Genomic DNA, 22,486 nt, shown 5'->3' on the forward strand with positions numbered 1-22,486 from the left:
CTTGGCGTGCTCAAAGCGGTCAAGATTGGCAGGAACTCAGAGGAGCGGCAATCGAATGATCAACTTATAGATGCCGCCTGATATGTCAGGCCAGAGTCCAGGTCGAACCGACTGCGAACCTGGCTACTGACGCTCGATGATGGCGGCAACAGAGCTCTTCCCTGGTGCGGCAATCGCACTGTGCCTTGGCCGCGGCAAGCGCCGCGGCCTTTTTTTGCCTCAAGAGCTGGCGAGCATCCCGGCCGCCAGTTTCGCCAGATTGGCCGAGCCACCGCCCTCCCCCAGCAGGGTCTTGACCTCGAGCAGATCCGCTTGCATCTGTCGGGCATAACCTGCGTCGTCGAGTATGTGGGCAATCTCGCCGGCGATGTTCTCGCCCGTGGCCTCGTGCTGGATGAATTCCTGCACGATGCGCCGGCCGCTGAGGATATTGGGCAGGCCGATGAAAGGAATGGAGATCAGCCAGCGCCCCAGCAGATAAGTGATGGGCGTTACTTTGTAGATGATGGCCATGGGCACGCCCATCAGCGCCACTTCCAGGGTGGCGGTGCCGGAGACGGTGATGACCGCATCGCAGCATTGCAGCACGTCCACGTTGCGGCCCTTGACGCAGACGATGCGCAGATGAAACGGAGCAAGGTGTTGCTCCAGCCAGGCATCGGCCACCGACTCCGCCTGGCTCAGCACGAAACGGGCCTTGGGGAAACGCTCGGCGAGCCGCTTCGCCGCCTCCAGGATCACCGGCAGCAGGCGCTTGATTTCGTTGCCGCGGCTTCCGGGCAAGAGGCCTATGACCGGTCCCTCGCCCACGAGGCCGAACGCCTGCAGCGCGGACTCACGGGATAGGCTGGGCACCACCTTTCCCGCTAGGGGGTGCCCCACATAGGTCACCGGAATGCCGTGGGATTCATAGAACGGCACCTCGAAGGGAAAGATCACCGCCATGTGGTCCACCGCCTCGCCGTATTTCTTCACCCGTCCCGGGCGCCAGGCCCAGACCTGCGGACTGACGTAGAACAGCACCTTTATGCCGGCCGCCTTCGCGGCCCGCGCCAGATGGAAATTGAACTCCTTGTAGTCCACGCAGATCAGCAGGTCGGGACGCTCGTCCCGGGCCAGTTGCTGCATCTGCCGCAGGGCGCGGCGAATGGTGCCGTAATGCCGTATGACCTCGGTGGCGCCGATGATGGCGATGGCGGTGGAGTCGTAACGAATGTCCACGCCCGCATCGCGCATCCGTGCGCCGCCCATGCCTATGCCTCGCACCTCTGGGATCAGCCGCTTCAGTTCCAGGAACAGGCTGGCCGCATGCTGATCGCCCGAGGCTTCGCCGGCCGAGAGCATGACCAGCGGCGCGCGCGCGGCCTCCCGAACTTCCCCAGCCATGGCGGGCTATCTCAAGCCGCCAGGGCTTCCCGGATCACGGCCACCACCTCCCGCACCTGCTCGTCGCTCAGTTCCGGGAAGATGGGCAGGGACAGGCAGCGCGCCGCCACCGCCTCGGTGTTGGGCAAGCTCAGCCCCTGGCAGTCCGCGGCGAATACCTTCTGCTGGTGCAGGGGCACGGGATAATAGATGGCGCAGGCGATCTTCGCCTGCTGCAGGGCCGCCATGATCGCATCGCGCCGGTCGCTGAGCAGGGTGTACTGGTGGTAGACGTGCACGCCGACGCCATCCTCGAAGGGCGTTTCCAGCGGCAGGCCCGCCATCAATTCGGAATACAGGTGGGCGGCGTGACGGCGGCCGGCGTTGAACTGCTCGATGCGCTTGAGCTTGACCCGCAGCACCACCGCCTGCAGTTCATCCAGGCGGCTGTTGTAACCGATCACGTCATGGTAATAGCGCACTTCGGAGCCGTGGTTGCGCAGCACCCTCACCTTGGCGGCGATGGCGTCGTCGTTGGTCGTGACCAGCCCGCCGTCGCCATAGGCGCCCAAGTTCTTGCTCGGAAAAAAGCTGAAGCCCGCCGCGAGACCCAGGCTGCCGGTCTGCTTGCCGGCGATGCTGGCGCCGAAGGACTGGGCGCAGTCCTCGATCACCTTCAGTCCGTGCCGCTCCGCCACCGCCTGGATCGCCGCCATGTCGCAGGGCTGACCGAACAGATGCACCGGCATCACCGCCTTGGTGTTGGCGGTAATGGCCGCCTCGATGGCGGCCGCCGTGATGTTGAGGGTACGCGGATCGATATCCACGAACACCGGCTTGGCGCCCACATAGCGGATCGCCTCGGCGGTGGCGATGAAGGTGAAGGCCGAGGTGATCACCTCATCGCCCGGCCCGATGCCCGCGGCCTCCAGGGCCAGGTGCAGCGCCTCGGTGCCGTTGGCGCAGGAGATGGCGTGCTTCACCCCCAGGTACTCGGCCGCTTCCTTCTCGAAGGCCTGTACGTTGGGGCCCATGACGAAGGCGGTGTTGTCCAGCGCCGCCAGGATGCCGGCGTCGATCTCTTCCTTGAGCTGATGGTATTGGGTTTTCAGATCGACCATGGGGATCATGGGTTGCGAATCTCCTGAAGGTTTGGAAAGTGGTTCAGCCCGGCGGCCAGGCGCGATCAGGCCTTTAGCAGTCGCGTGATCTCGATCGCGGTCGCCAGGGCGCGGCGGCCTGCCCAGCCGGACACCAGGGGCTCGGCCCCGTCGCGGATGCAGGCGGTGAAATGGCGGATCTCCTCCATCAGGGCGTCGCCGCTCTCGAACACCGATTCCTCGCTGACGATTTCGGGCACCCCGGGAAACATCTCCTTCTCGCCCTTGCGGTGCTTGGCCAGCACGCGGTTCTGGAAATCCACCGAGACGTAGGCATTGGGCATGAACATGCGCATCTTGCGCTCCACCTTGAGGCTGGCGCGGCTGGCGGTGACATTGGCCACGCATCCGCTCTTGAAGGTGATGCGCGCATTGGCGATATCGGTGTCGTTGGTGAGCACGGTCACGCCCTTGGCGTCGATGCGCTCCACTTCGGAATCCACGATGTCGAGGATGATGTCGATGTCATGAATCATCAGGTCAAGCACCACGCTCACATCGTTGGCGCGCGGATTGAACGGCGCCAGTCGGTGGGATTCTATGAACAGCGGCTTGTCATGGGTCAGGTCCAGCCCCAGCAGCGCCGCGTTGAAGCGTTCCAGATGCCCGACCATGAGCCTCAGGCCGCGCTCGCGGGCGATGCGGATCAGCTCGTCCGCCTCATCCACCGTGACCGTGATGGGCTTTTCCACCAGGACATGGGCTCCGGCTTCGAGGAAATCCTTGGCCACCTGGAAATGCAGGGTGGTGGGCACCACTATGCTGACTGCATCCACCTGGCCCAACAATTCCTTGTAATCGCTCAGCGCCCGCGTGTGGTTCTGCTCCGCGACCGCCTTGGCGGCTTCGGGATTGCTGTCCACCACCGCCACCAGTTCGCAATCGGGCAAGGCCGCGTATTTCTGCGCGTGGAACTTCCCCAGGTAACCGACGCCGACCACGGCGCAACGCAGTTTGCTCATAGTGCTTCCTCGAAATCTCGGTTCATTCGGCGTCGCGGCTCACATCGATGAAAGGCAAGATGCCACGGCGGGATTTTACGCCGATCCAGTCCCGCAGATAGGCCAACTCCGGCGTGTCCGGCAAGCCATCCAGGTCCTGCCGGTTGCGCAGGCGGCGGATGGCCGCGGACACTGCCTTCAGGCGTTCGCCGTCGATGCCGGCGCGGCGCATGCCGACCAGGTTCAGGCGATAGTGCTTGCCCGGCCGCCCGCCCACCATCATGAAAGGCAGCACATCCTTGTTGATGCCGGCCAGGCCTTGGAGCATGGCAAAGCTGCCGATGCGGCAGAATTGGTGGGTCATCACCCCGCCGCCGAGAAACACCCGGTCGCCCACATGCACATGGCCGCCCAAAGTAGCGCCGCTGGCAAAGATCGTGTAGTCGCCCACCGTGCAATCATGGCCCACGTGGCTGTTGTTCATCAGGTAGCAGCCGCTGCCGATGCGGGTGGAGGTGCCGGGCTGGGTCGCGCGGCTGAGGGTGACGCCCTCGCGGAAAACATTGCCGTCACCGATATCCAGCCAGGTTTCGGTGTCCGCGCTGAAGCTCAGGTCCTGGGGCAAGCCACCCAGCACCGCGTGGGGATGCACCGTGTTGTTGCCCCCCATGCGCACCCGCGGCTCGATCACCGCATGGGCGCCGATGACCGAGCCGGGTCCGATCTCCACATGCTCGCCGATGATGGCGTAAGGCCCCACCTTCACACCTTCGGCGAGGCGCGCGCCGGGGGCGATGACGGCGCTGGGATGAATTTCGGCTGACATGGTCTCGACTCCTCGATGGGGTTTCAGCCGCGCGGGTGGCAGCGGCTGTGCAATTCCTTCAGGCGCTCCTGGGCCACATGGGTGTAGATCTGGGTGCTGGACAGATCACTATGGCCCAGCAGCAGTTGCACCACGCGCAGGTCCGCGCCGTGATTGAGCAGATGGGTGGCAAAGGCATGGCGCAGGGTATGCGGCGACAGGTGCTTGTGGATGCCGGCGGTGATGGCGTGGCGCTTGATCAGCAGCCAGAAGGCCTGGCGGGTCATGCCCGCGCCGCGTTCGGTTACGAAGAGATCATCGCATTGACGCCCGCCCAGGATCTCCGGGCGCGCCTCGGAGCAATAGCGGCCGAGCCACGTCTCCGCTTCCTCCCCCAGAGGCACCAGGCGGTCCTTGCTGCCCTTGCCGATGACCCTCACCACGCCCTGGCGCAGATTGAACTGACCGATGCGCAGGGTGATCAATTCGGTGACACGGAGCCCTGTGGCGTACAGCACCTCTAGCATGGCTCGGTCGCGCAGACCCAGCGGGGTGCTTACATCGGGCGCTGACAACAGGTCTTCCACGTCGCGCTCGGTCAGGGTATGCGGCAGCGGCTTGCCAATATGGGGCGACTGCAGGCCGGCACAGGGGTCGTAAGTCAGTTTCCCGAGTCGGAGGCACCAGGCATAGAACTTACGCAGGCTGGAAATAATGCGGGCGCTGGTGCGGTGACTGACGTTCTGCTGGAACTTGAGTGCGAGATAGGCCTCGATGTCGCCCCCTTGGGTCTCCGTCAGACCGATGTGCCGCTGGCTGCGCAGCCAGCCGCAAAACAGGGCCAGGTCGCTGAAGTATGCCTTCTGCGTATTGTCGCTCAAGCCTTCCTCGACCCACAGGGCATCCTGAAAGGCGTCGATCAGGGCGCGGTCTCCCGGCTCGATCTCAGACGCCGTCATAGCCCTCGTGCCGCAAGAGCCAACGCTTGATCTCCAGGTAAGGGCCTTCCAATCTGCCGCAGAACCCGCCCAAACCGGTGCCGGACACCACCCGGTGGCAAGGCACGATCAAGGGAAACCCGTTGGCCTTGCAGGCCCCGGCCACGGCCCGGGGCGCGCTGCCCAGATATCGCGACAGATCGCCATAGCGGCGCACCTCGCCTGTGGGGATAGCCCTAAGCGCCTGCCAGACGCGCCGCTGGAACAAGGTGCCTTGAACCGGCAGCGGCAGGGCGAACGGCCAGGCGGGGTCGTCGAAATAGCACTGCAGCTGGCGCTGGGCTTCCTGGAGTTCTGGCGTCTGCGGCTTCACCGGCGGCTTGGCCTCCGGCAACAGGTCGATACCGGCGAGAATGCCACCTTCGGCCCTAAGCAAGACGGCGCCGAAAGGCGCCGCCATCACCGCGTATCCGCCGCCCGAACTCATGGGTTCGAGGCCGGCAACAAGCCAATGCCCGGTGCAGCCCCGGCCATAGGCCCGTGCTTAGATCTTTTCCTTGATGCGAGCGGCCTTGCCGGTACGGTCGCGCAGATAATACAGCTTGGCGCGGCGCACATCGCCACGGCGCTTAACCGTGATGTCCTGGATCTGCGGGCTGTAGGTCTGGAAAACGCGCTCCACGCCTTCACCGTGAGACATCTTGCGCACGGTGAACGCGGAGTGGTAGCCGCGGTTGCGCTTGGCAATCACCACGCCTTCGTAGGCCTGCAGACGTTCGCGGTTGCCTTCCTTGACCTTCACCTGCACCACCACGGTGTCGCCAGGCGCGAAGTCCGGAATGGTCTTCTGACTCATCCACTCGCTTTCGAGCTGCTGAATGATGTTGTTCGACATGGAATATCCCCTTCTGGATTATCTGGTGTTCAATTCGCTTCTAAATTCTTCCAGCAACTTCTGCTGCTCGGCGTCCAGGGCCTGCTTATGCAGCAAGTCGGGCCTGCGCAGCCACGTCCGACCCAAGGCCTGCTTCAAGCGCCAGCGCCGGATAGCCTGATGGTCGCCGCTCTGCAGGACCTCCGGCACCCGCATTCCCTCGATCTCGTCGGGGCGCGTGTAGTGCGGACAATCCAGCAAGCCCTCGCCGTAGGAGTCCTGCGCGGCGGAATCCCCATGGCCCAGCACCCCGGGCAGCAGACGCGTCACCGCATCGAAGATGACCAGGGCCGCCAATTCACCGCCGCTGAGCACATAGTCGCCGATGGACCATTCCTCGTCGACTTCCAACTCGATCAGCCGCTCGTCGATGCCTTCATAACGCCCGGCCACCAAGACCAGCCGCGAGAAACCGGCGAATCGCCGAACCGCGGCCTGATCCAGCGTACGCCCTTGTGGGCTGAGGCAGACCACCAGCGCCGGATCCGGGTGGGCCGCGCGGGCCGCGCCGATGGCATCCTGCAGCGGCTGGACCTTCATCACCATGCCGGGGCCGCCGCCGTAAGGTCGGTCGTCTACGGTCCGGTGCGGATCGTGAGTGAAGTCACGCGGATTCCAGGTCGCCAGTTCGACGATACCCTGCTTCACTGCCCGCCCGGTCACGCCGCAGGCCGCGGCGTCCCGGATCATCTCGGGAAACAGGGTCACCACGTCAAAACGCATGGCGACCTCAGAAATCCGGGTCCCAGTCCACCGTGACGGACTTTTGCTCCAAATCCACCGCTTTCACATACGCGCCGAGCACGAACGGTATGAGCCTTTCCCGCTCGCCGCGGACGATCATCACGTCGTTGGCGCCGGTGGCCATCATCTCCCTGACCTCGCCGAGATCCTCCCCAGCTTCTGTCCGCACCTTGAGCCCCACCAGATCGGACCAGTAATAATGTCCGGGTTCCGGCGGCGGAAAACACTCACGCGGAACCGTGATCCGTGTGTACCTCAGGCGCACGGCCTGGTCGCGGTCTACGACGCCTTCCAGTTGCGCCACCACCGCCCCGCCATGGACACGCCCCGCCAACACGCGCACGGGCCTGGATTCGACTTCGCCGACCAGGGTCCAGGGCTGGTAATTCAGTATGTTGCCAGGCGGGTCGGTGTGGGAATGGATCTTGACCCAACCCTTTACGCCAAATGCGCCGGCGACCTCACCGACCACAACCTGCCGCGTCACCTGGCAAGCGCCCCCGCAAACTTAAGCGGTGGCGGAGTTCTTTGCCCATTCCTTGATCAGGCTCGCCACGCGGCCGGAGGCCTGCGCGCCATTGCCCATCCAGTGCTCGATACGGGCGTGATCAAGACGGATGCGTTCTTCCTGGCCCTTTGCGATCGGGTTGAAGAATCCGATGCGCTCAATGTAGCGGCCATCGCGCTTGGAGCGGCTGTCTGCAACGACAACGTGATAGAAGGGCCGCTTTTTCGCACCGCCGCGCGCCAGACGAATGGTTACCATCGATAATCCCCTAAGACAAATTGCAAAGCTGGTTCTAAACCGCGCTATTCTACTGAAAAATTCTGGAATGTGAAGTCTAATCGCAAAGACCGCAGTACCTGCCTGCAGAATTGAGCGCCGGCTCCGCAGGATACGCACGCAAAAAGGCAGCCAGCCGCTGAATCGCGGGGCCACCAACAGAACTACAAGGGAAGATAGAAGTGGCGGAGAGAGAGGGATTCGAACCCTCGATGGGCTTTTGACCCATACTCCCTTAGCAGGGGAGCGCCTTCAGCCTCTCGGCCATCTCTCCGAAATCAGACAGGAACCCAAATTACTCGCCAGAGTTGCCGGCCATGGCCTGCTGCTCTTTCTTGATCCGTTCGTAGATCTCTTCCCGGTGCACGGAAACATCCTTGGGAGCATTCACGCCGATGCGGACCTGATTACCCTTCACTCCCAGCACGGTAACCGTCACGTCATCGCCGATCATCAATGTCTCGCCTACCCTACGAGTCAGTATCAACATAAATCCTTCCTTTGTGTTATCGCACCAATTACATTAAAAAGCCACAGCAGCCCGCCTCAAGCCAACCCAGAAGCGTCTCGCTAGTCGAGCGGGCAATTATATCAGAAATTTCTGACAACGAAACCCTGTGACAGTTCCTAGGCCGCCGCGGGTGCCTGATCCAGTTCAAACGCCTCGTGCAGCGTGCGCACGGCAAGCTCCAGGTATTTTTCGTCCACTACCACGGAAATCTTGATTTCCGAGGTGGAGATCATGCGGATATTGATTGCTTCCTTCGCCAGCGCCTCGAACATCTTACTGGCGATGCCCGCATGGGAACGCATTCCCACGCCGACAATGGAGACCTTGACGATCTTGTCGTCGCCGGTCACCTCGCGGCCACCCAATTCCCTGCATGTGGACTCCAGAATCTCCAGAGCCTTCTTGTATTCGTTCCGATGCACGGTGAAGGTGAAATCCGTGGTCTGATCCGCTCCGATATTCTGGATGATCATGTCCACTTCAATGTTCGCCGCCGCCACCGGACCCAGGATCTTGTGGGCGATGCCAGGCCGATCCGGGACACCCAGTATAGTCAATTTCGCTTCGTCGCGATTGAACGCGATTCCGGAGATCAAGGCCTTTTCCATTCCTGCTTCCTCGTAACTGATCAGGGTGCCAGAGCCTTCCTCGAAGCTCGACAACACCCGCAAGGGGACATTGTATTTGCCGGCAAATTCCACCGAACGGATCTGCAGCACCTTGGAGCCCAGGCTGGCCATCTCCAGCATCTCCTCGAAGGTGATGCGCTCCAGCCGCCGAGCCCGCGGCTCGACCCGCGGATCGGTGGTATAGACCCCGTCCACGTCGGTGAAGATGAGGCATTCGTCGGCTTTCAGGGCCGCGGCCAGGGCGACCGCCGTGGTGTCGGAACCACCGCGCCCCAGGGTGGTGATATCGCCGGATTCGGTGATGCCCTGGAAGCCCGCCACCACGACCACGCGCCCCGCGTCCAGTTCGGCCTGCATGCGCGCGGTATCGATATGCTCGATGCGCGCTTTGGTGTGGGCCGCGTCGGAGCGGATTCGCACCTGCCAGCCGGTGAAGGAAACCGCCGGGCACCCCCGCGCCTGCAATGCCATCGCCAACAGCGCGATAGTCACCTGCTCGCCAGTGGACAGCAGCACGTCCATCTCGCGCGGATCAGGGCGCTCCTGCACCTCATGGGCATAGGCCACCAGCTTGTTGGTTTCGCCGCTCATGGCGGACACCACCACCACCAGATCCTCGCCGCGCGCGCGGGCCTTGACGATCCTGTCGGCCACCTTGCCGATCCGCTCCGTGGTGCCCACGGACGTTCCACCGTATTTATGAACGTAAAGCGCCATGTTCTAAGACTTAAAAAATTAGGAAAGACGTTGTGCCACCCAGCCCGGCACATCACTAAGCGCGGCATCCAGGCCTGAAGGGTCGGTGCCGCCGGCCTGGGCCAGATCGGGACGCCCACCGCCCTTGCCACCGACCTGGGTGGCTACGGCATTCACCAGGTCGCCCGCCTTGATGCGTCCGGTCTGATCCTGGGTCACGCCCGCGATGAGGCTGACCTTGCCGTCCTTGACGGCGGCCAGCAGGATCGCGGCGCTGCCTAGCTTGTTTTTGAGCTGGTCAACGAGATCCCGCAAGCCCTTGGGGTCCGCGTCGTCCAGCCGCGCGACAAGCAGCTTGAGTCCCGCCACTTCGACCGCCTGGCCGGCCAGATCCGAGCCAGCGGCGCTGGCCATCTTGGATTTCAGGCGTTCCAGCTCCTTTTCCAATTGGCGGCTGCGCTCCAATACCTGCTGGACCTTCTCGTCCAGGCCGTCGCGGCCCGATTTGACCCGCTCGCCGATGGTCGCCAGCAGCGCCTCACCGCTTTCGACCCAAGCCAAAGCGCCTTCGCCGGTGACCGCTTCGATGCGGCGCACCCCCGCGGCGACGCCAGTCTCGCTGACAATCTTGAAGAATCCGATATCACCGGCGCGCGACACATGGGTGCCGCCGCACAACTCGGTGGAGAACTCGCCGATGCGCAACACGCGCACCTGATCGCCATATTTCTCGCCGAACAGGGCCATGGCGCCGAGTTGCATGGCGGCATCCTTGTCCATCACCTCCGCGCTGACTTCGGCGTTGTGCCGCACCTGCTCGTTCACCAGGCGTTCCACCTCGCGCAACTGCTGCGGGCTCACCGGCTCGAAGTGGGAGAAGTCGAAACGCAGGCGCTCCGGGTTCACCAAGGAGCCCTTTTGCGCCACATGATCGCCCAAGACCCTGCGCAGGGCCGCGTGCAGCAAATGGGTGGCGGAATGGTTCAGCGCGGTGGCGCGGCGGAGGGATTCCTCCACTTCGGCGCGCACCGGGGCGTCGGCCTCGACTATCCCTTCCAGCACCTTTCCCATGTGCAGCACCAGATCGCCGCCCTGCTTGCGCGTGTCGCTGACCTGGAACAGACCCGAGGCGGTGCGGATCACCCCGCGATCTCCCACCTGACCACCGGATTCCGCGTAGAAGGGCGTGCGGTCCAGGATGACCGCGCCGTCCTCGCCCGCCTGTAGGCACCGGACTGGCTGGCCGCCCGCCAGAACCGCGATCACCCTGGACTCCTCCACCAGCTGGGTATAGCCGGTGAATTCGCAATGGGCGTCCAGTTCCACTTCGCCGGAGTAGTCGGCGACGAAATGACTGGCGGCGCGCGCCCGCTGGCGCTGGACGTCCATGGCCGCCTCGAATCCCGCCATGTCCACCGTCAAGCCATGTTCGCGGGCCACGTCGGCAGTAAGGTCGACCGGAAATCCGAAGGTATCGTAGAGCTGGAAAGCCGTCTCGCCGGGAATGCCAGTGCCGGCCAAACCCTTGATGCACTCGTCCAGGATGCGCATGCCATGCTCCAGGGTCTCGGCAAAACGCTCCTCCTCCTTCTTCAGCACCCGCTCCACCGACTCCCGCGCCTTGAGCAGTTCCGGATAGGCCGCGCCCATTTCCGCACACAGGGGCGCAACCAGCTTGTAGAAGAAGGCGTCACGAATGCCCAGCTTGTAGCCATGACGGATGGCGCGGCGGATGATGCGGCGCAGCACGTAACCGCGCCCCTCGTTGGAGGGCACCACGCCGTCGGCCACCAGAAAGGCGCAGGAACGGATGTGGTCGGCGATGACCCGGAGGGACGCGTGCTCCAGTTCGGTAACGCGTGCCAGCTCGGCCGCGGCCTTGACCAGGGTGCGGAACAGATCGATCTCGTAGTTGCTGTGCACGCCCTGCATCACCGCGGCGATGCGCTCCAGGCCCATGCCGGTGTCCACCGAAGGCTTGGGCAGCGGCGTCAGCGTGCCGTCGGCGGCGCGGTCGTACTGCATGAAGACCAGGTTCCAGATCTCGATGTAGCGGTCACCGTCCTCATCGGGCGAACCCGGCGGGCCGCCCGGGATGTGCGGTCCGTGATCGTAGAAAATCTCGGTGCAAGGGCCGCAAGGGCCGGTGTCACCCATGGACCAGAAATTGTCCTTGGTGCCGATGCGGCTGAAACGCGCGGGGTCGACGCCGATTTCCTTCAGCCAGATCTCCTCGGCTTCCTTGTCCTGGTCATAGACCGTGACCCACAGACGCTCCGGCGGCAGCCCCAGGGCCTTGGTGAGGAAGTCCCAGGCGTAGAGAATGGCGTCGCGCTTGAAGTAGTCGCCGAAGCTGAAATTGCCCAGCATCTCGAAGAACGTGTGATGACGGGCGGTGTAGCCCACGTTCTCCAGGTCGTTGTGCTTCCCGCCCGCGCGCACGCAGCGCTGGGAGGAAGCGGCACGGACGTAAGGCCGGGACTCGCGACCCAGGAACACGTCCTTGAACTGCACCATCCCCGCGTTGGTGAACAGCAGGGTGGGGTCATTGGCCGGAATCAACGGGCTGGAATCGACCACGGCATGACCCCGGTCCTTGAAAAACTGTAGGAATAAAGAACGCAGTTCGGCGCTGGTCATGGGAAGAAACAATGCTCTTAAAATCTGGTTTGCGAACCGGCCCGATTCGCCCGGACCCGGTCATTTTATTGGGGACACCGCCCCGGCCTGCCTCGCGCCAAGCCCTCAATCGTCCTCGTCGCGACCCATCCTTCGCAGCAAACGGCTCACGGCAGAGGCGGAAAACCCCCGCTGCTGCATGAAGCGCATCTGCGCGGCCCGCTCTTTCGGGGAAGCGGCCGTGCTGCGCCCGAAGCGCTTGCGGTAAACCTCATGCAGGAGTTCGTCCCAGTCGTACTCGCGCAGCGCCGCCGCGGCCTCTTCGGGGTCCAAGCCCTTGCAGCGCAGTTCCTGCCGGATTCGCGCCTCGCCGTAGCCTTTAGCCACCCGTCCGCGCACGAAGCCCTCCAGGTAGCGCCGGTCACTTTGCGCGCCTTCCTCGGCCAACTGGTCAATGACCGCCCGCGCCAGGGCTTCGTCGCAGCCGCGGCCTCGCAGTTTCTCGAGGAGTTCGCTTTGGCAGTAATCCCTGCGCGCCAGAAAGCGCAGACACGTGGCACGCGCCTGCGCCAGTGGATCGGAATCGGTCAGGTATCCGCCTCGACCGCTTGCGACTTGACGGCGAGATTGGCCACCACCGGCGCCGATCCGCCAAACGCCTTCTCCCTCACCTTGGCCTCGATGGCATCGGCCACCTCCGGGTGTTCCTTGAGGAAGTTGCGCACATTGTCCTTGCCCTGCCCGATGCGGTCACCGCCGTAGCTGTACCAGGAACCGGACTTCTGGATCAGGTCCGACTGCACGCCCAGATCCACCAACTCACCCTCGTGGGACACGCCCTCGCCGTAGAGGATTTCGAACTCGGCGTTGCGAAAAGGCGGCGCCACCTTGTTCTTGACCACCTTCACCCGGGTCTCGTTGCCCACCACTTCCTCGCCGTTCTTGATCGCGCCCAGGCGGCGGATATCGAGACGAACCGAGGCGTAGAACTTGAGGGCGTTGCCGCCGGTGGTGGTTTCCGGGTTGCCGAACATCACGCCGATCTTCATGCGGATCTGGTTGATGAAGATCACCAGGGTGTTGGAGCGCTTGATGTTGCCGGTCAGCTTGCGCAAGGCCTGGGACATGAGGCGCGCCTGCAGGCCCACATGGGAATCGCCCATCTCGCCCTCGATTTCCGCCTTGGGCGTCAGGGCCGCCACCGAGTCCACCACCACCACGTCGACGCTGCCCGAGCGCACCAGCATGTCGGTGATCTCCAGGGCCTGCTCGCCGGTATCCGGCTGGGACACCAGCAGATCGTCCAGGTTCACGCCGATCTTCTCGGCGTACACAGGATCCAGGGCGTGCTCCGCGTCGATGAAGGCGGCGACCCCGCCCAGCTTCTGGGCCTGGGCGATGACCTCCAGGGTCAGGGTGGTCTTGCCCGAGGACTCCGGCCCGTAGATCTCCACCACGCGTCCGCGCGGCAGGCCGCCACAGCCCAGGGCGATGTCCAGAGCCAGGGAGCCGGTGGGAATGACCTCGATGTCGCGCGCCCCGACATCGCCCATGCGCATGACCGAACCCTTGCCGAACTGCTTTTCGATCTGCGACAGAGCCGCGCTCAGCGCCTTTTTCCTGTTTTCGTCCATTAGCTGCCGTCCCGAAAAACCGCCTGAATAAAACGTTCCATATTATCCCACAGCCAGACGCAGGGGAATAGACCCGAAACGGCGCATAAACCCTTCAACCGCAAGCACCCAGCGCCCCGCAGGCGGTGCAGAAATCACAGCCGTCCTTGCGGATCATGGAGTAGTTGCCGCACTCGGGACAGCGCTTGCCGGGCGTCACCTCCATGGCCCCGACGGAACGCGCCCGCAAGGGCACGACATTGTCCGCCTCGTATTCCATGACACCCATTTCCGCCAGGGGGAAGCCGTCCTCGTCGAGGATGCCCAGCATGGCGTAGCGATGGACGATCAGCCGGCACAAATAGGCGATGGTGGACGGGTAGGAAATCTTGCGCCTCTCCCTGGGCACCCAGGCCAGGAAGTCGCCCCGCGGCTCGGGAAAGTCCAGCAACTGCCGCAGCTTGGCGCCCACCCAGGCGGGGTCGACAACGCGCATATCGAAGGAAAGGCTCTTGCACAGACCGTCCAGCACCCGCGGATACTCGCCGGACAGCCAGACCGAATAGGGCCGGCGTTGCCCGTTGGGCAAGGACAGTTCCTTCAGGCCCATCACGAAATCATCCCCGGTGGCCGGGTTGTAAATGTCCACGGTCCAGCTCAAGGTGCCGTCGGTGCCGGTCTTGGGCTCCTTGGGCGACATCAGGGCGTCGAGCACTGGCGTCTCCTCCCGCTGGTCGAACACGCCCAGTTCGGCGCAGCGCAGGTGTACCAGGCGCGCGAAGCCCGACACCAGGCTGGGGACGAACAGGGGCTCGCCTTCCGGCGGCATGGCCAGCACGAAGCCGTCATCGGCATGGGCCTTCATCAGACTCTTGAGCTTGGTCTCCAGCCAGCCGTGGTCATTGGAACGCATATCCATGGACAGGGTCTTGGCCAGCGCACCCAGCCCCCGCGGCTGCTCGGCCCCGTTCACCCAGACTTCAAAGGGATGATTGCCGCCATTGACCACATGCCCGATGAACACGCCGAAGGCGCCCAGGGGGTGGTCGACGAAATAGGTCCAGGCCGGATTGCCGCCCACGGGCCGCGGCCGCCGCCGCCAGCGCAGACTGGCCAGGGCCGGCTCAGGCACCTTGTCGATGTGCAGACGCCGGTCCGGGTCCGACTCGTCAAAGTCCTGCCGCGCCCCCGCCTCGGCAGGCTCGGCCTGCTCCGGCGTCGCCACCAGCACCTGGCCGACAATCTCGTTGGGGCGGTAGGTGGCGAGCCCCTTGAGGCCGGCGCGCCAGGCTTCCAGATAGAGATCCTTGAACTCCTCGAAGGGATACTCGGCGGGCACGTTGACGGTCTTGGAAATGGAGGAATCCACGCAGGGCTGGATGGCCGCCAGCATGCGCATGTGGTCCAACGCCGAGATATCCAGGGCGGTGACGAAACTGGGCGGCAGATGAGCGATATCGCCCCCGCTCTCCCGGTACAAGCGCCAGGCATGATCCTCCACTTCGTAAGCCCGGACCGACCCATCCACCTCGCGCTTGCGGCGGGTGTAGGTCCAGGAGAACGGAGGCTCGATGCCGTTGCTGGCATTGTCGGCGAAAGCCAGGGAAATGGTGCCGGTGGGCGCGATGCTCAGGAGATGACTATTACGCAGGCCGTGCACGCGAATCTGCTGCCGCAGCACATCGGGCAGCCGCCCGGCAAAGCCGGAGTCCAGGAATTTCTCGGCGTCGAAGCGCGGGAACGCGCCTTTTTCCTTGGCCAGTTCGATGGACGCCCCATAGGCGGCATCCCGCAGGCTCTCGCCGATCCGGCCGGCGAAAGCGCGGGCTTCCTCGTGGTCGTAGCGCAAGCCGAGCATGGCCAGGGCATCGCCCAAGCCGGTGAAGCCCAGGCCAATGCGGCGCTTGGCCATGGCTTCCTGGCGCTGCTTGGGCAGGGGCCAATAGGTCACGTCCAGCACATTGTCCAGCATGCGCACGGCGGTGGCCGCCACGCGGACAAACCCCGCAAAATCAAAAGCCGCGTCGGCGTTAAAGGGCCTGGACACGAAGCGGGTCAGGTCAATGCTGCCCAGGCAACAGCATCCATAGGCCGGCAACCACTGTTCCGCGCAGGGGTTGGTGGCTTCGAAGACTTCGCAGTAATACAGATTGTTGTCGCCGTTGGCGCGGTCGATGAACAGCACGCCGGGCTCGGCATGATCGTAGGTGGAACACATGATGGCATCCCAAAGCTCGCGCGCCCGCACGCGGCGATAGACCCACAGCCCATCCTCGCGGCGGTAGGCGCCCAGCGCCATGGCTTCGCTGCCGGGCTCCGCCTTGTGCAGCAGTTCCCAGACGCCATCGTCCTCCACCGCCCGCATCAGGGCGTCGGTCACACCCACGGACAGATTGAAGTTGGACAGTTCGCCGCTGCGGTCCTTGGCATGGATGAAATCGAAGATGTCCGGATGATCGCAGCGCAAAACGCCCATCTGCGCGCCGCGCCGGGCGCCCGCCGATTCCACGGTTTCGCAGGAGCGGTCGAACACCCGCATGTAGGACACCGGGCCCGAGGCGCGGGAGGCGGTCCCACGCACATGGGCGCCACGGGGCCGGATGGCTGAAAAGTCGTAACCGACCCCGCCGCCGCGGCGCATGGTTTCCGCCGACTCCGCCAGCGCCTCGTAAATGCTGGGCTTGCCGTCCACAACCTCGGACACTGAATCGCCCACGGGCTGCACGAAGCAATTTATCAGGGTGGCCTGGATCCCGGCCCCGGCCGCTGACATCACCCGCCCGGCCGGCACGAATCCGGCCCGCAGCGCCTCGAGGAATCTGGTTTCCCATGCGCCCTGCTGTTCTTCCTGGGAAGCCAGGGCACGGGCGACCCGGCGGAAGATATCGTCGGCCTCTTGCTCGCCGTTCTTGGCGTACTTTTCCAGCAACACTTCCACAGAAAAGGCTTGGGGCTTCAGGCTTGAGGTCATGGTCGTTCCATCCTTTCAGAACAAGGTCCGGGGGCGTTGCAGCCACCTTAAGATTCGCGGGGCAAGCACAAGATATAGGCTCGATTCTACGCGCCAGTCGCAGATGTTGTGCTTATAATAGCCAAAATTTCAGAACGCCTGAATTATCCTCCCGCACCATCCAATCGGCAACCGAGGTACCGCTTATGCCCATCGACATGCCTTGGCCGCTGGCGGCCGCCGCGCTTTGCCTGCTCCTGCTGCTGGTGCTCGCCTGGCAGCTGGCGCGCCTGTCAGGCCGCATGACAGCCGTGCAGGCCGCGCTGGCCTTGAAACAATCCAGCGACGAACGCCTGGAGCGCCTGCTGCGTGAGGAGATGGCCGGCAACCGCCGGGAAACCGGCGAGACCCTGCGGCAGAACCGGGAGGAACTGAACGACGCGCTGCACCGCCTGAGTCACACCCTGCTCGGGCAGCAGGAACAATTTCGGGCGACCGTAGAAGACAAGCTTGCGGGTTTTCAGAAGACCCAGCGGGAACAGGCGGAGCAGATCCGCCGCCTGCTGGATGAGCGCCTGGGGCAAGTCCAACTGGATGCGCGCCAGGGCCGCGCCGAGCAGGCGGAAGGCCTAAAAAGCTTTGGTGAGTCCTTGGGCCTGCAGTTGCAGCAACTGACCCAGCGCAATGTGGAGGTGATGGACACCCTGCGCCAATCGGTCGAAGAGCGGCTGACCGCCATGCAGGGCGACAACAACCAGAAACTGGAGCAGATGCGCCTGACCGTGGACGAGAAACTGCACAACACCCTGGAGCAGCGCCTCGGGGAATCGTTCAAGCTGGTCAGCGACCGCCTGGAGCAGGTGCACAAGGGACTGGGGGAGATGCAGACCCTGGCCTCCGGCGTGGGCGATCTGAAGAAGGTGCTCAGCAATGTCAAGGTGCGGGGCACCTGGGGTGAAGTGCAGTTGGACAATCTGCTGGAGCAGATCCTCAGCCCGGAGCAGTACGCGCGCAACGTGACCACGCGCCCCAAGAGCAGCGAACGCGTGGAATTCGCCCTCCGCCTGCCGGGCCGCGACGACCAGGGTACCACGGTCTGGCTGCCCATCGACGCCAAGTTCCCCCTGGAGGACTATCAGAAACTGCTGGAAGCCCAGGAGGCTGGGGATGTGGCGGGCATGGACGAGGCGGGCCGCGCCCTGGAGACGCGCATCCGTAGCGAGGCAAAAACCATCCGCGACAAATACCTGGAGCCGCCGCACACCACCGACTTCGGCCTGCTGTTCCTGCCCATCGAAGGCCTCTACGCGGAGGTGATCCGCCGCCCCGGCCTGTTCGACTACCTGCAGCGGGAATACCGGGTCACCGTCACCGGCCCCACTACCCTCACCGCCATACTCAACAGCCTGCAGATGGGCTTTCGCACCCTGGCCATCGAGAAGCGCTCCGGCGAGGTGTGGCAGGTCCTGGGCGCGGTCAAGACCGAGTTCGGCAAATTCGGCGATGTGCTGGCCAAGACCAAGAAGAAGCTGGACGAGGCGCGCAACAGCATCGATGCCGCCGAGACGCGCACCCGCGCCATCGACCGCAAGCTGCGCCAGGTGGAATCCCTACCCGTGGAGCAGGCCCAGGGCCTGCTGGAGGATCTGACCGCCGCCGACGAACCCGTCGCGCTATTCGGCCAGGAGGCGGAAGCGGGCGCCTGAGGCCTGGCCTCAGTTCAACTTAGAGGTTGTAAGAAGTCGCAGCGAACGGGGCGCGCAGTCGATTTTTTCACAACCTCATCAGCGGATATGGACGGTCCAGACATACAACTCGTCGCAGCCGTCCTTGCTGTCGCCGGTCACCCTCACCCAAGCCTTGCCGCTGGTGATGGGCGCTGCCAGGCTGCCCTCCACCAGGTAGCGGCCACTGCGCTGCTCGCTCACCTTGACCTCCACCGGCTGATTGTTCACCCACACCTGGATGGTGGCAGGATCGGTGTTATCGGACGCCGTCACGGTGAATTGCTGGAACGAAGGCGCGGAGGACTCCTTGACCGGCGACTCATCGAAGAATTGCGGCGGGTCGCAGTGCAGGATGGGACCGCCGTGGTGGCTGACGCCGCGGGCGGCGGAAGCAGCAGACGAAACCAGGGCGAGCAGGAAAAAGAGCAAGGCGTTGCGCATGGGTTTTCCCTCTACTTATCGGGGTTGATTGTCCAGCGCCAACCTTAGCAGATGGTGAGGCGCGCCCGCCAGTTCCAAACCTATTTCACGCCACGCTCGATCTCCCCGTGGCGGCGCAATTCCCGCTTGAGGATCTTGCCTGTGGCGGTCTTCGGCAATTCCTTCAGGATCACGATGCGGCGGGGCACCTCATGGCGGCCCAGTTGCTCCCGGCAATAGGCCCGGATTTCGGCCTCGCCGGCGCTGCAGGCCGGATCCAGCACCACATAGGCAATGGGGATTTCCCCATGCAGGTCATGGGGTTCACCCACCACGGCGGCTTCGCGCAGGCCGGCAAAACTGTATAGGGCTTCCTCCACCACCCGCGGGTAGACGTTCATGCCGTTGACGATGATCAGGTCCTTCTTGCGGTCGACGATGGCGAAATAGCCGTCCTCGTCCTCGATGCCGAGATCGCCGGTCAGGAACCAGCCGTCGCGAAATACCTCGGCGGTCGCCTCCGGCAGCTTCCAATAGCCCTTCATCACATTGGCGCCGCGCACCGCGATTTCGCCCACCTCGCCCCGGGGCAGTTCCGCCCCGTCATCGTTCACGATGCGCATCTCCACCCCCGGCACCGGAATCCCCACCGTACCCGGCTTGGCCAGCCGGCCCACCGGATTGACGCAGGTCACCGGCGAGCATTCGGTGGGACCGTCACCTTCATAGATGCGCACGCCGAACTGGCTCTCGAAACGCCGCAGCACCTCCACCGGCAGGGCCGCGCCGCCGGCGACACAAAAGCGCAGGCTCGCAAACTGCGCCACGCGCTCCGGCTTCAGGCGCAACAAGACCGAAAACATGCTGGGCACGCCGAGAAAAATGGTGGCTTTGGCATCATGCACCGTCTGCGCCACCAGGTCCGGATCGAAGCGCGCCAGGGGCGCCAGGGCGCAGCCGGCCAACAGGGGCGACAACATCCCCACGGTGGCCGCGAAGGCGTGGAACATGGGCAGCACCAACAGCACCACGTCGCGCCCCGCCTGCCACTCCCAGGCATCCCGCACGCTCCCCGTGTTGGCCAGCAGATTGCCGTGAGTCAGCATGGCGCCCTTGGGATGCCCGGTGGTGCCCGAGGTGTACAGAATCGCCGCCAGGTCTTCACGCGCATCGAACGCCGGATCGGGCGGCGCGTCCCCCGTGCCGATCAAGTCGGCCCAACTTAGGACCCCGGATGGCGGCTCGCCAATACAGACCGAAAATTCCACGCAACCGACCGCCTGCCGGACGGCAGCCGCGGCCTCGCCGAAGGCCTGGTGATAGATCAGCCCACGCGCCTGCGCATCCTGCAGGATGAAGCTCAGGGCCACCGTGCTCTGCAGGAGATTGAGCGGTACCACCACGGCCCCCGCCTTGAGAATGCCGAGATAGGCGATGGCGAACTCGGCGCCGTTCGGGCAGTACAAGCCGATGCGATCACCCTTGACGATGCCCTGCAGGGCCAGGGAAGCCGCCAGCCTGTCCGACAACCGGTCCAGTTCGGCGTAGCTCAGCGCGCCGCCATCAACGAGAATGGCTGGGCGGCTGCCATGACGCGCCGCAGACTCGCGAAAGGCGTGGGCGAGAGAAGACATGCGGGATTCTCCTTCAGTGGTCATAACCGGAACGCAGAAAAAAAGCAAACCCGCCGACTGCCGAAGCCGGCGGGCTTGTGTTCCGAGGTTCTCCCCGTTTAGGGGCGTCGCCCCGGATTCCGGTACGGCCTGTTAGTTCACGACATTATGCCCGCGGTTGCGCAGGCAATTGATATAGGCGCGCTTGTACTGGTTGTCGGCGTCGTAGCCCTGGTAGGTACCACCGCCAAGACCGCCCGCAGCCGCGCCTATCGCAGCACCACCGCCGGGATTGCCAGCCACCGCGCCGATGGCCGCGCCCGCGGCAGCGCCCAGCAAGGCACCGCCAGCCACGCCCTTGGCGGCCTCGGTCCCGGTGCTGGCGGCCTCTTTGGCCAACATGCTGCATTCCTGCTGATCCTGCTGCAGGCGATAGGCATTGGGGTCGTTGTAAGTGTCAACCACCGGCTGGTAGCCGCCGTAGGTGGCGCAACCGGTAGCAATGATGGCCGTTGCGAGAACGGCGATGGCAGTCGCAGTCAGTTTGAACATGGATGTCGCTCGTGTTGAGAAAAAGAAGAGTAAGGATGGGCCGCAGAGGGCAACGAACCGTGATGCATCAACTATAGCAAAGCAGCCGCGCCCCTGATAAGCCGGATGGGCTCGAAGCGCTGCGTATTGTTACCTTCGACAGTACCGCACGCAGACGGTTCAAACCCGTATCACAAACGGGACTCAGCCCAGGATGCCCTCGCCCCGCGCCAGGCGTGGCAATTCGCCACCCAGGCCCATGGCGTAGCGCATGGCCAGGTGCTTGGCGGGGGTGATGCGCTCGGCGAGGCCGAGTCCCAGGTTGCGCAGCAGTTTGACTGGCAGGTGGATGTTGCCGAACACCCGGTAGAACAGATCCATGGTGGTCATCATGACCAGGTTGTTGTTGCGACGCATCCTTTCGTACTCGCGCAAGGCCCGCATGGCGCCGAAATCCTCGCCGCGCCGATGCGAACCCACCAGCACCTGGGCCAGGGCGGCGGCGTCCAGGAGGCCGATATTGACCCCCTGCCCCGCCAGGGGATGGATCATGTGCGCCGCATCGCCGATCAGGGCGACGCCTTCCTTGATGTAGCGCAGGGCATGCTGGCGCTTGAGGGGAAAACTGCCGCGCGCGGTGATGCGCTTCACCTCGCCCAGATCGGCGGGGAAAGCTGCCAGCAGTTCCGCGAGCAATGCGTCGTCGTCCAGCGCCTTCAATCGTTTCACCTCGTCCGGCGTGTGATACCACACCAGGGAGGCATGAGGCCCCGTGAGCGGCAGGAAGGCCAGGGGCCCGGTGGGCACGAAGCGCTGCCAGGTAATGTCCTGCTGGCCGTAGCCCGTCTCCACGGTGAGCACCAGGGCGTGCTGCTCGTAATCCCAGGCGCTCACGCCCATGCCCGCGGCCTGGCGCACCCTGGAATAGCCGCCGTCGGCCGCTACCAGCAGACGCGCCGAGAATGTGCGTCCATCCTGCAACTGGATGGCGGACTGCTGGCCGGAATATTCGATGCTCCGGGTCTGGGCCGGGCAAAGAAAATCCACGTTGGAGAACTCCGCCAGGCGCTCGAGCAGGGCCAACTGCAAGATCCGGTTCTCGACGATATAGCCCAGCAAGGGTTCGTTGATGTCCTCGCTGCGGAATTCCACATCGCCCCGGTCTTCCCACACCCGCATGCGGCGGAACGGGCAGTAGCGGCGACTGGCTACCCCCTTCCAGGCATCGACGGTCTTTACGATGCTCGCGGAGGCGATGCTGATGGCGGAGACACGCAAGTCGTGGGGCTGCTCCGGCGCGAAGGGCTCGGGCGGAGCATCCTCCACCACAGCCACCCGCAGTCCGCTGTCGCCCAGGCAGCAGCCGAGGGCGGCGCCCACCATGCCCCCACCGATGATGGCGATGTCGTACTGTTCGTTCATGGCATTTCCCTCACATCGTCCTCGTTCAAGAATCACGAATAATAAATTAAAAGGAATGAGCAGGCTCTGACAACTTTTGCCGGT

At 64.1% G+C, this 22,486-nt stretch carries 21 protein-coding genes, 1 tRNA gene and 1 pseudogene; 1 reads left to right on the top strand and 22 read right to left on the bottom strand.

Annotated features, from left to right (window positions below):
- Nucleotides 1-219: 219 nt before the first annotated feature.
- From lpxB to EK23_RS01460, 18 genes and pseudogenes are all read right to left on the bottom strand, one after another.
- On the bottom strand, nt 220-1,386 hold the full coding sequence (gene lpxB / locus EK23_RS01380; protein ID WP_045223469.1) for a lipid-A-disaccharide synthase: 1,167 nt from the start codon (nt 1,384-1,386) through the stop codon (nt 220-222).
- Nucleotides 1,387-1,397: 11 nt separating this feature from the next.
- On the bottom strand, nt 1,398-2,495 hold the full coding sequence (locus EK23_RS01385) for a DegT/DnrJ/EryC1/StrS family aminotransferase (protein WP_045223470.1): 1,098 nt from the start codon (nt 2,493-2,495) through the stop codon (nt 1,398-1,400).
- 56 nt (nt 2,496-2,551) lie between these two features.
- Complete coding sequence (locus tag EK23_RS01390) at nt 2,552-3,487, bottom strand: Gfo/Idh/MocA family protein (RefSeq protein ID WP_045223471.1); 936 nt, start codon at nt 3,485-3,487, stop codon at nt 2,552-2,554.
- Nucleotides 3,488-3,509: 22 nt separating this feature from the next.
- On the bottom strand, nt 3,510-4,292 hold the full coding sequence (gene lpxA / locus EK23_RS01395; protein ID WP_045223472.1) for an acyl-ACP--UDP-N-acetylglucosamine O-acyltransferase: 783 nt from the start codon (nt 4,290-4,292) through the stop codon (nt 3,510-3,512).
- Nucleotides 4,293-4,315: 23 nt separating this feature from the next.
- A complete protein-coding gene (xerD, locus tag EK23_RS01400) occupies nt 4,316-5,230 on the bottom strand; it encodes a site-specific tyrosine recombinase XerD (RefSeq protein WP_045223473.1) in 915 nt (304 codons plus the stop codon).
- Nucleotides 5,217-5,696 carry a methylated-DNA--[protein]-cysteine S-methyltransferase gene (locus EK23_RS01405; protein WP_045223474.1) on the bottom strand — a complete coding sequence of 160 codons (480 nt, stop codon included), beginning with the start codon at nt 5,694-5,696 and terminating at the stop codon, nt 5,217-5,219. Before EK23_RS01405 ends, xerD begins: the two co-directional genes overlap by 14 nt.
- A gap of 57 nt (nt 5,697-5,753) precedes the next feature.
- Complete coding sequence (gene rplS / locus EK23_RS01410) at nt 5,754-6,104, bottom strand: 50S ribosomal protein L19 (protein ID WP_045223475.1); 351 nt, start codon at nt 6,102-6,104, stop codon at nt 5,754-5,756.
- Nucleotides 6,105-6,122: 18 nt separating this feature from the next.
- Complete coding sequence (gene trmD / locus EK23_RS01415; RefSeq protein WP_045223476.1) at nt 6,123-6,866, bottom strand: tRNA (guanosine(37)-N1)-methyltransferase TrmD; 744 nt, start codon at nt 6,864-6,866, stop codon at nt 6,123-6,125.
- A 7-nt stretch (nt 6,867-6,873) separates the two neighbouring features.
- The gene (gene rimM, locus EK23_RS01420) at nt 6,874-7,374 is read right to left on the bottom strand and encodes a ribosome maturation factor RimM (RefSeq protein WP_045223477.1); all 501 of its coding nucleotides are present in this window, start codon (nt 7,372-7,374) and stop codon (nt 6,874-6,876) included.
- Between the two features lie 21 nt (nt 7,375-7,395).
- Complete coding sequence (rpsP, locus tag EK23_RS01425) at nt 7,396-7,653, bottom strand: 30S ribosomal protein S16 (RefSeq protein WP_045223478.1); 258 nt, start codon at nt 7,651-7,653, stop codon at nt 7,396-7,398.
- A gap of 201 nt (nt 7,654-7,854) precedes the next feature.
- Nucleotides 7,855-7,945: transfer RNA gene (locus tag EK23_RS01430), tRNA-Ser, on the bottom strand.
- A gap of 21 nt (nt 7,946-7,966) precedes the next feature.
- Nucleotides 7,967-8,161: a carbon storage regulator CsrA gene (csrA, locus tag EK23_RS01435; protein ID WP_045223479.1), complete on the bottom strand. Its 195-nt coding sequence runs from the start codon at nt 8,159-8,161 to the stop codon at nt 7,967-7,969.
- A 137-nt stretch (nt 8,162-8,298) separates the two neighbouring features.
- Nucleotides 8,299-9,528, bottom strand: a complete 1,230-nt coding sequence (locus EK23_RS01440) for an aspartate kinase (protein ID WP_045223480.1) — start codon at nt 9,526-9,528, stop codon at nt 8,299-8,301.
- An 18-nt stretch (nt 9,529-9,546) separates the two neighbouring features.
- Nucleotides 9,547-12,147 carry an alanine--tRNA ligase gene (gene alaS, locus EK23_RS01445; protein ID WP_045223481.1) on the bottom strand — a complete coding sequence of 867 codons (2,601 nt, stop codon included), beginning with the start codon at nt 12,145-12,147 and terminating at the stop codon, nt 9,547-9,549.
- A gap of 105 nt (nt 12,148-12,252) precedes the next feature.
- The gene (locus EK23_RS24840) at nt 12,253-12,573 is read right to left on the bottom strand and encodes a regulatory protein RecX (RefSeq protein WP_052807809.1); all 321 of its coding nucleotides are present in this window, start codon (nt 12,571-12,573) and stop codon (nt 12,253-12,255) included.
- A 9-nt stretch (nt 12,574-12,582) separates the two neighbouring features.
- Nucleotides 12,583-12,774, bottom strand: a pseudogene (locus EK23_RS24845) (hypothetical protein); the annotation flags it as partial.
- A complete protein-coding gene (gene recA / locus EK23_RS01455; protein ID WP_045223483.1) occupies nt 12,714-13,760 on the bottom strand; it encodes a recombinase RecA in 1,047 nt (348 codons plus the stop codon). The pseudogene EK23_RS24845 and the gene recA, both read right to left, overlap by 61 nt.
- A gap of 94 nt (nt 13,761-13,854) precedes the next feature.
- Nucleotides 13,855-16,710, bottom strand: coding sequence for an adenosylcobalamin-dependent ribonucleoside-diphosphate reductase (locus tag EK23_RS01460; RefSeq protein WP_045223484.1), 2,856 nt, complete (start codon nt 16,708-16,710; stop codon nt 13,855-13,857).
- A 185-nt stretch (nt 16,711-16,895) separates the two neighbouring features.
- Between EK23_RS01460 and EK23_RS01465 the strand changes: the two genes are divergently transcribed.
- On the top strand, nt 16,896-18,395 hold the full coding sequence (locus tag EK23_RS01465) for a DNA recombination protein RmuC (RefSeq protein ID WP_045223485.1): 1,500 nt from the start codon (nt 16,896-16,898) through the stop codon (nt 18,393-18,395).
- 78 nt (nt 18,396-18,473) lie between these two features.
- On the opposite strand, the gene EK23_RS01470 is transcribed toward EK23_RS01465, so the two are convergent.
- The 4 genes from EK23_RS01470 to EK23_RS01485 all read right to left on the bottom strand — a co-directional run bounded on the left by EK23_RS01470 (nt 18,474) and on the right by EK23_RS01485 (nt 22,402).
- Complete coding sequence (locus EK23_RS01470) at nt 18,474-18,857, bottom strand: hypothetical protein (RefSeq protein ID WP_045223486.1); 384 nt, start codon at nt 18,855-18,857, stop codon at nt 18,474-18,476.
- 80 nt (nt 18,858-18,937) lie between these two features.
- The gene (locus tag EK23_RS01475; RefSeq protein WP_045223487.1) at nt 18,938-20,470 is read right to left on the bottom strand and encodes a long-chain-fatty-acid--CoA ligase; all 1,533 of its coding nucleotides are present in this window, start codon (nt 20,468-20,470) and stop codon (nt 18,938-18,940) included.
- A gap of 132 nt (nt 20,471-20,602) precedes the next feature.
- Nucleotides 20,603-21,001 carry a YMGG-like glycine zipper-containing protein gene (locus tag EK23_RS01480; protein WP_045223488.1) on the bottom strand — a complete coding sequence of 133 codons (399 nt, stop codon included), beginning with the start codon at nt 20,999-21,001 and terminating at the stop codon, nt 20,603-20,605.
- 183 nt (nt 21,002-21,184) lie between these two features.
- The gene (locus tag EK23_RS01485) at nt 21,185-22,402 is read right to left on the bottom strand and encodes an FAD-dependent monooxygenase (RefSeq protein WP_045223489.1); all 1,218 of its coding nucleotides are present in this window, start codon (nt 22,400-22,402) and stop codon (nt 21,185-21,187) included.
- Nucleotides 22,403-22,486: the final 84 nt, after the last annotated feature.

Origin of the sequence: Methyloterricola oryzae (genome assembly GCF_000934725.1) — a bacterium.
Lineage (GTDB): Bacteria > Pseudomonadota > Gammaproteobacteria > Methylococcales > Methylococcaceae > Methyloterricola > Methyloterricola oryzae.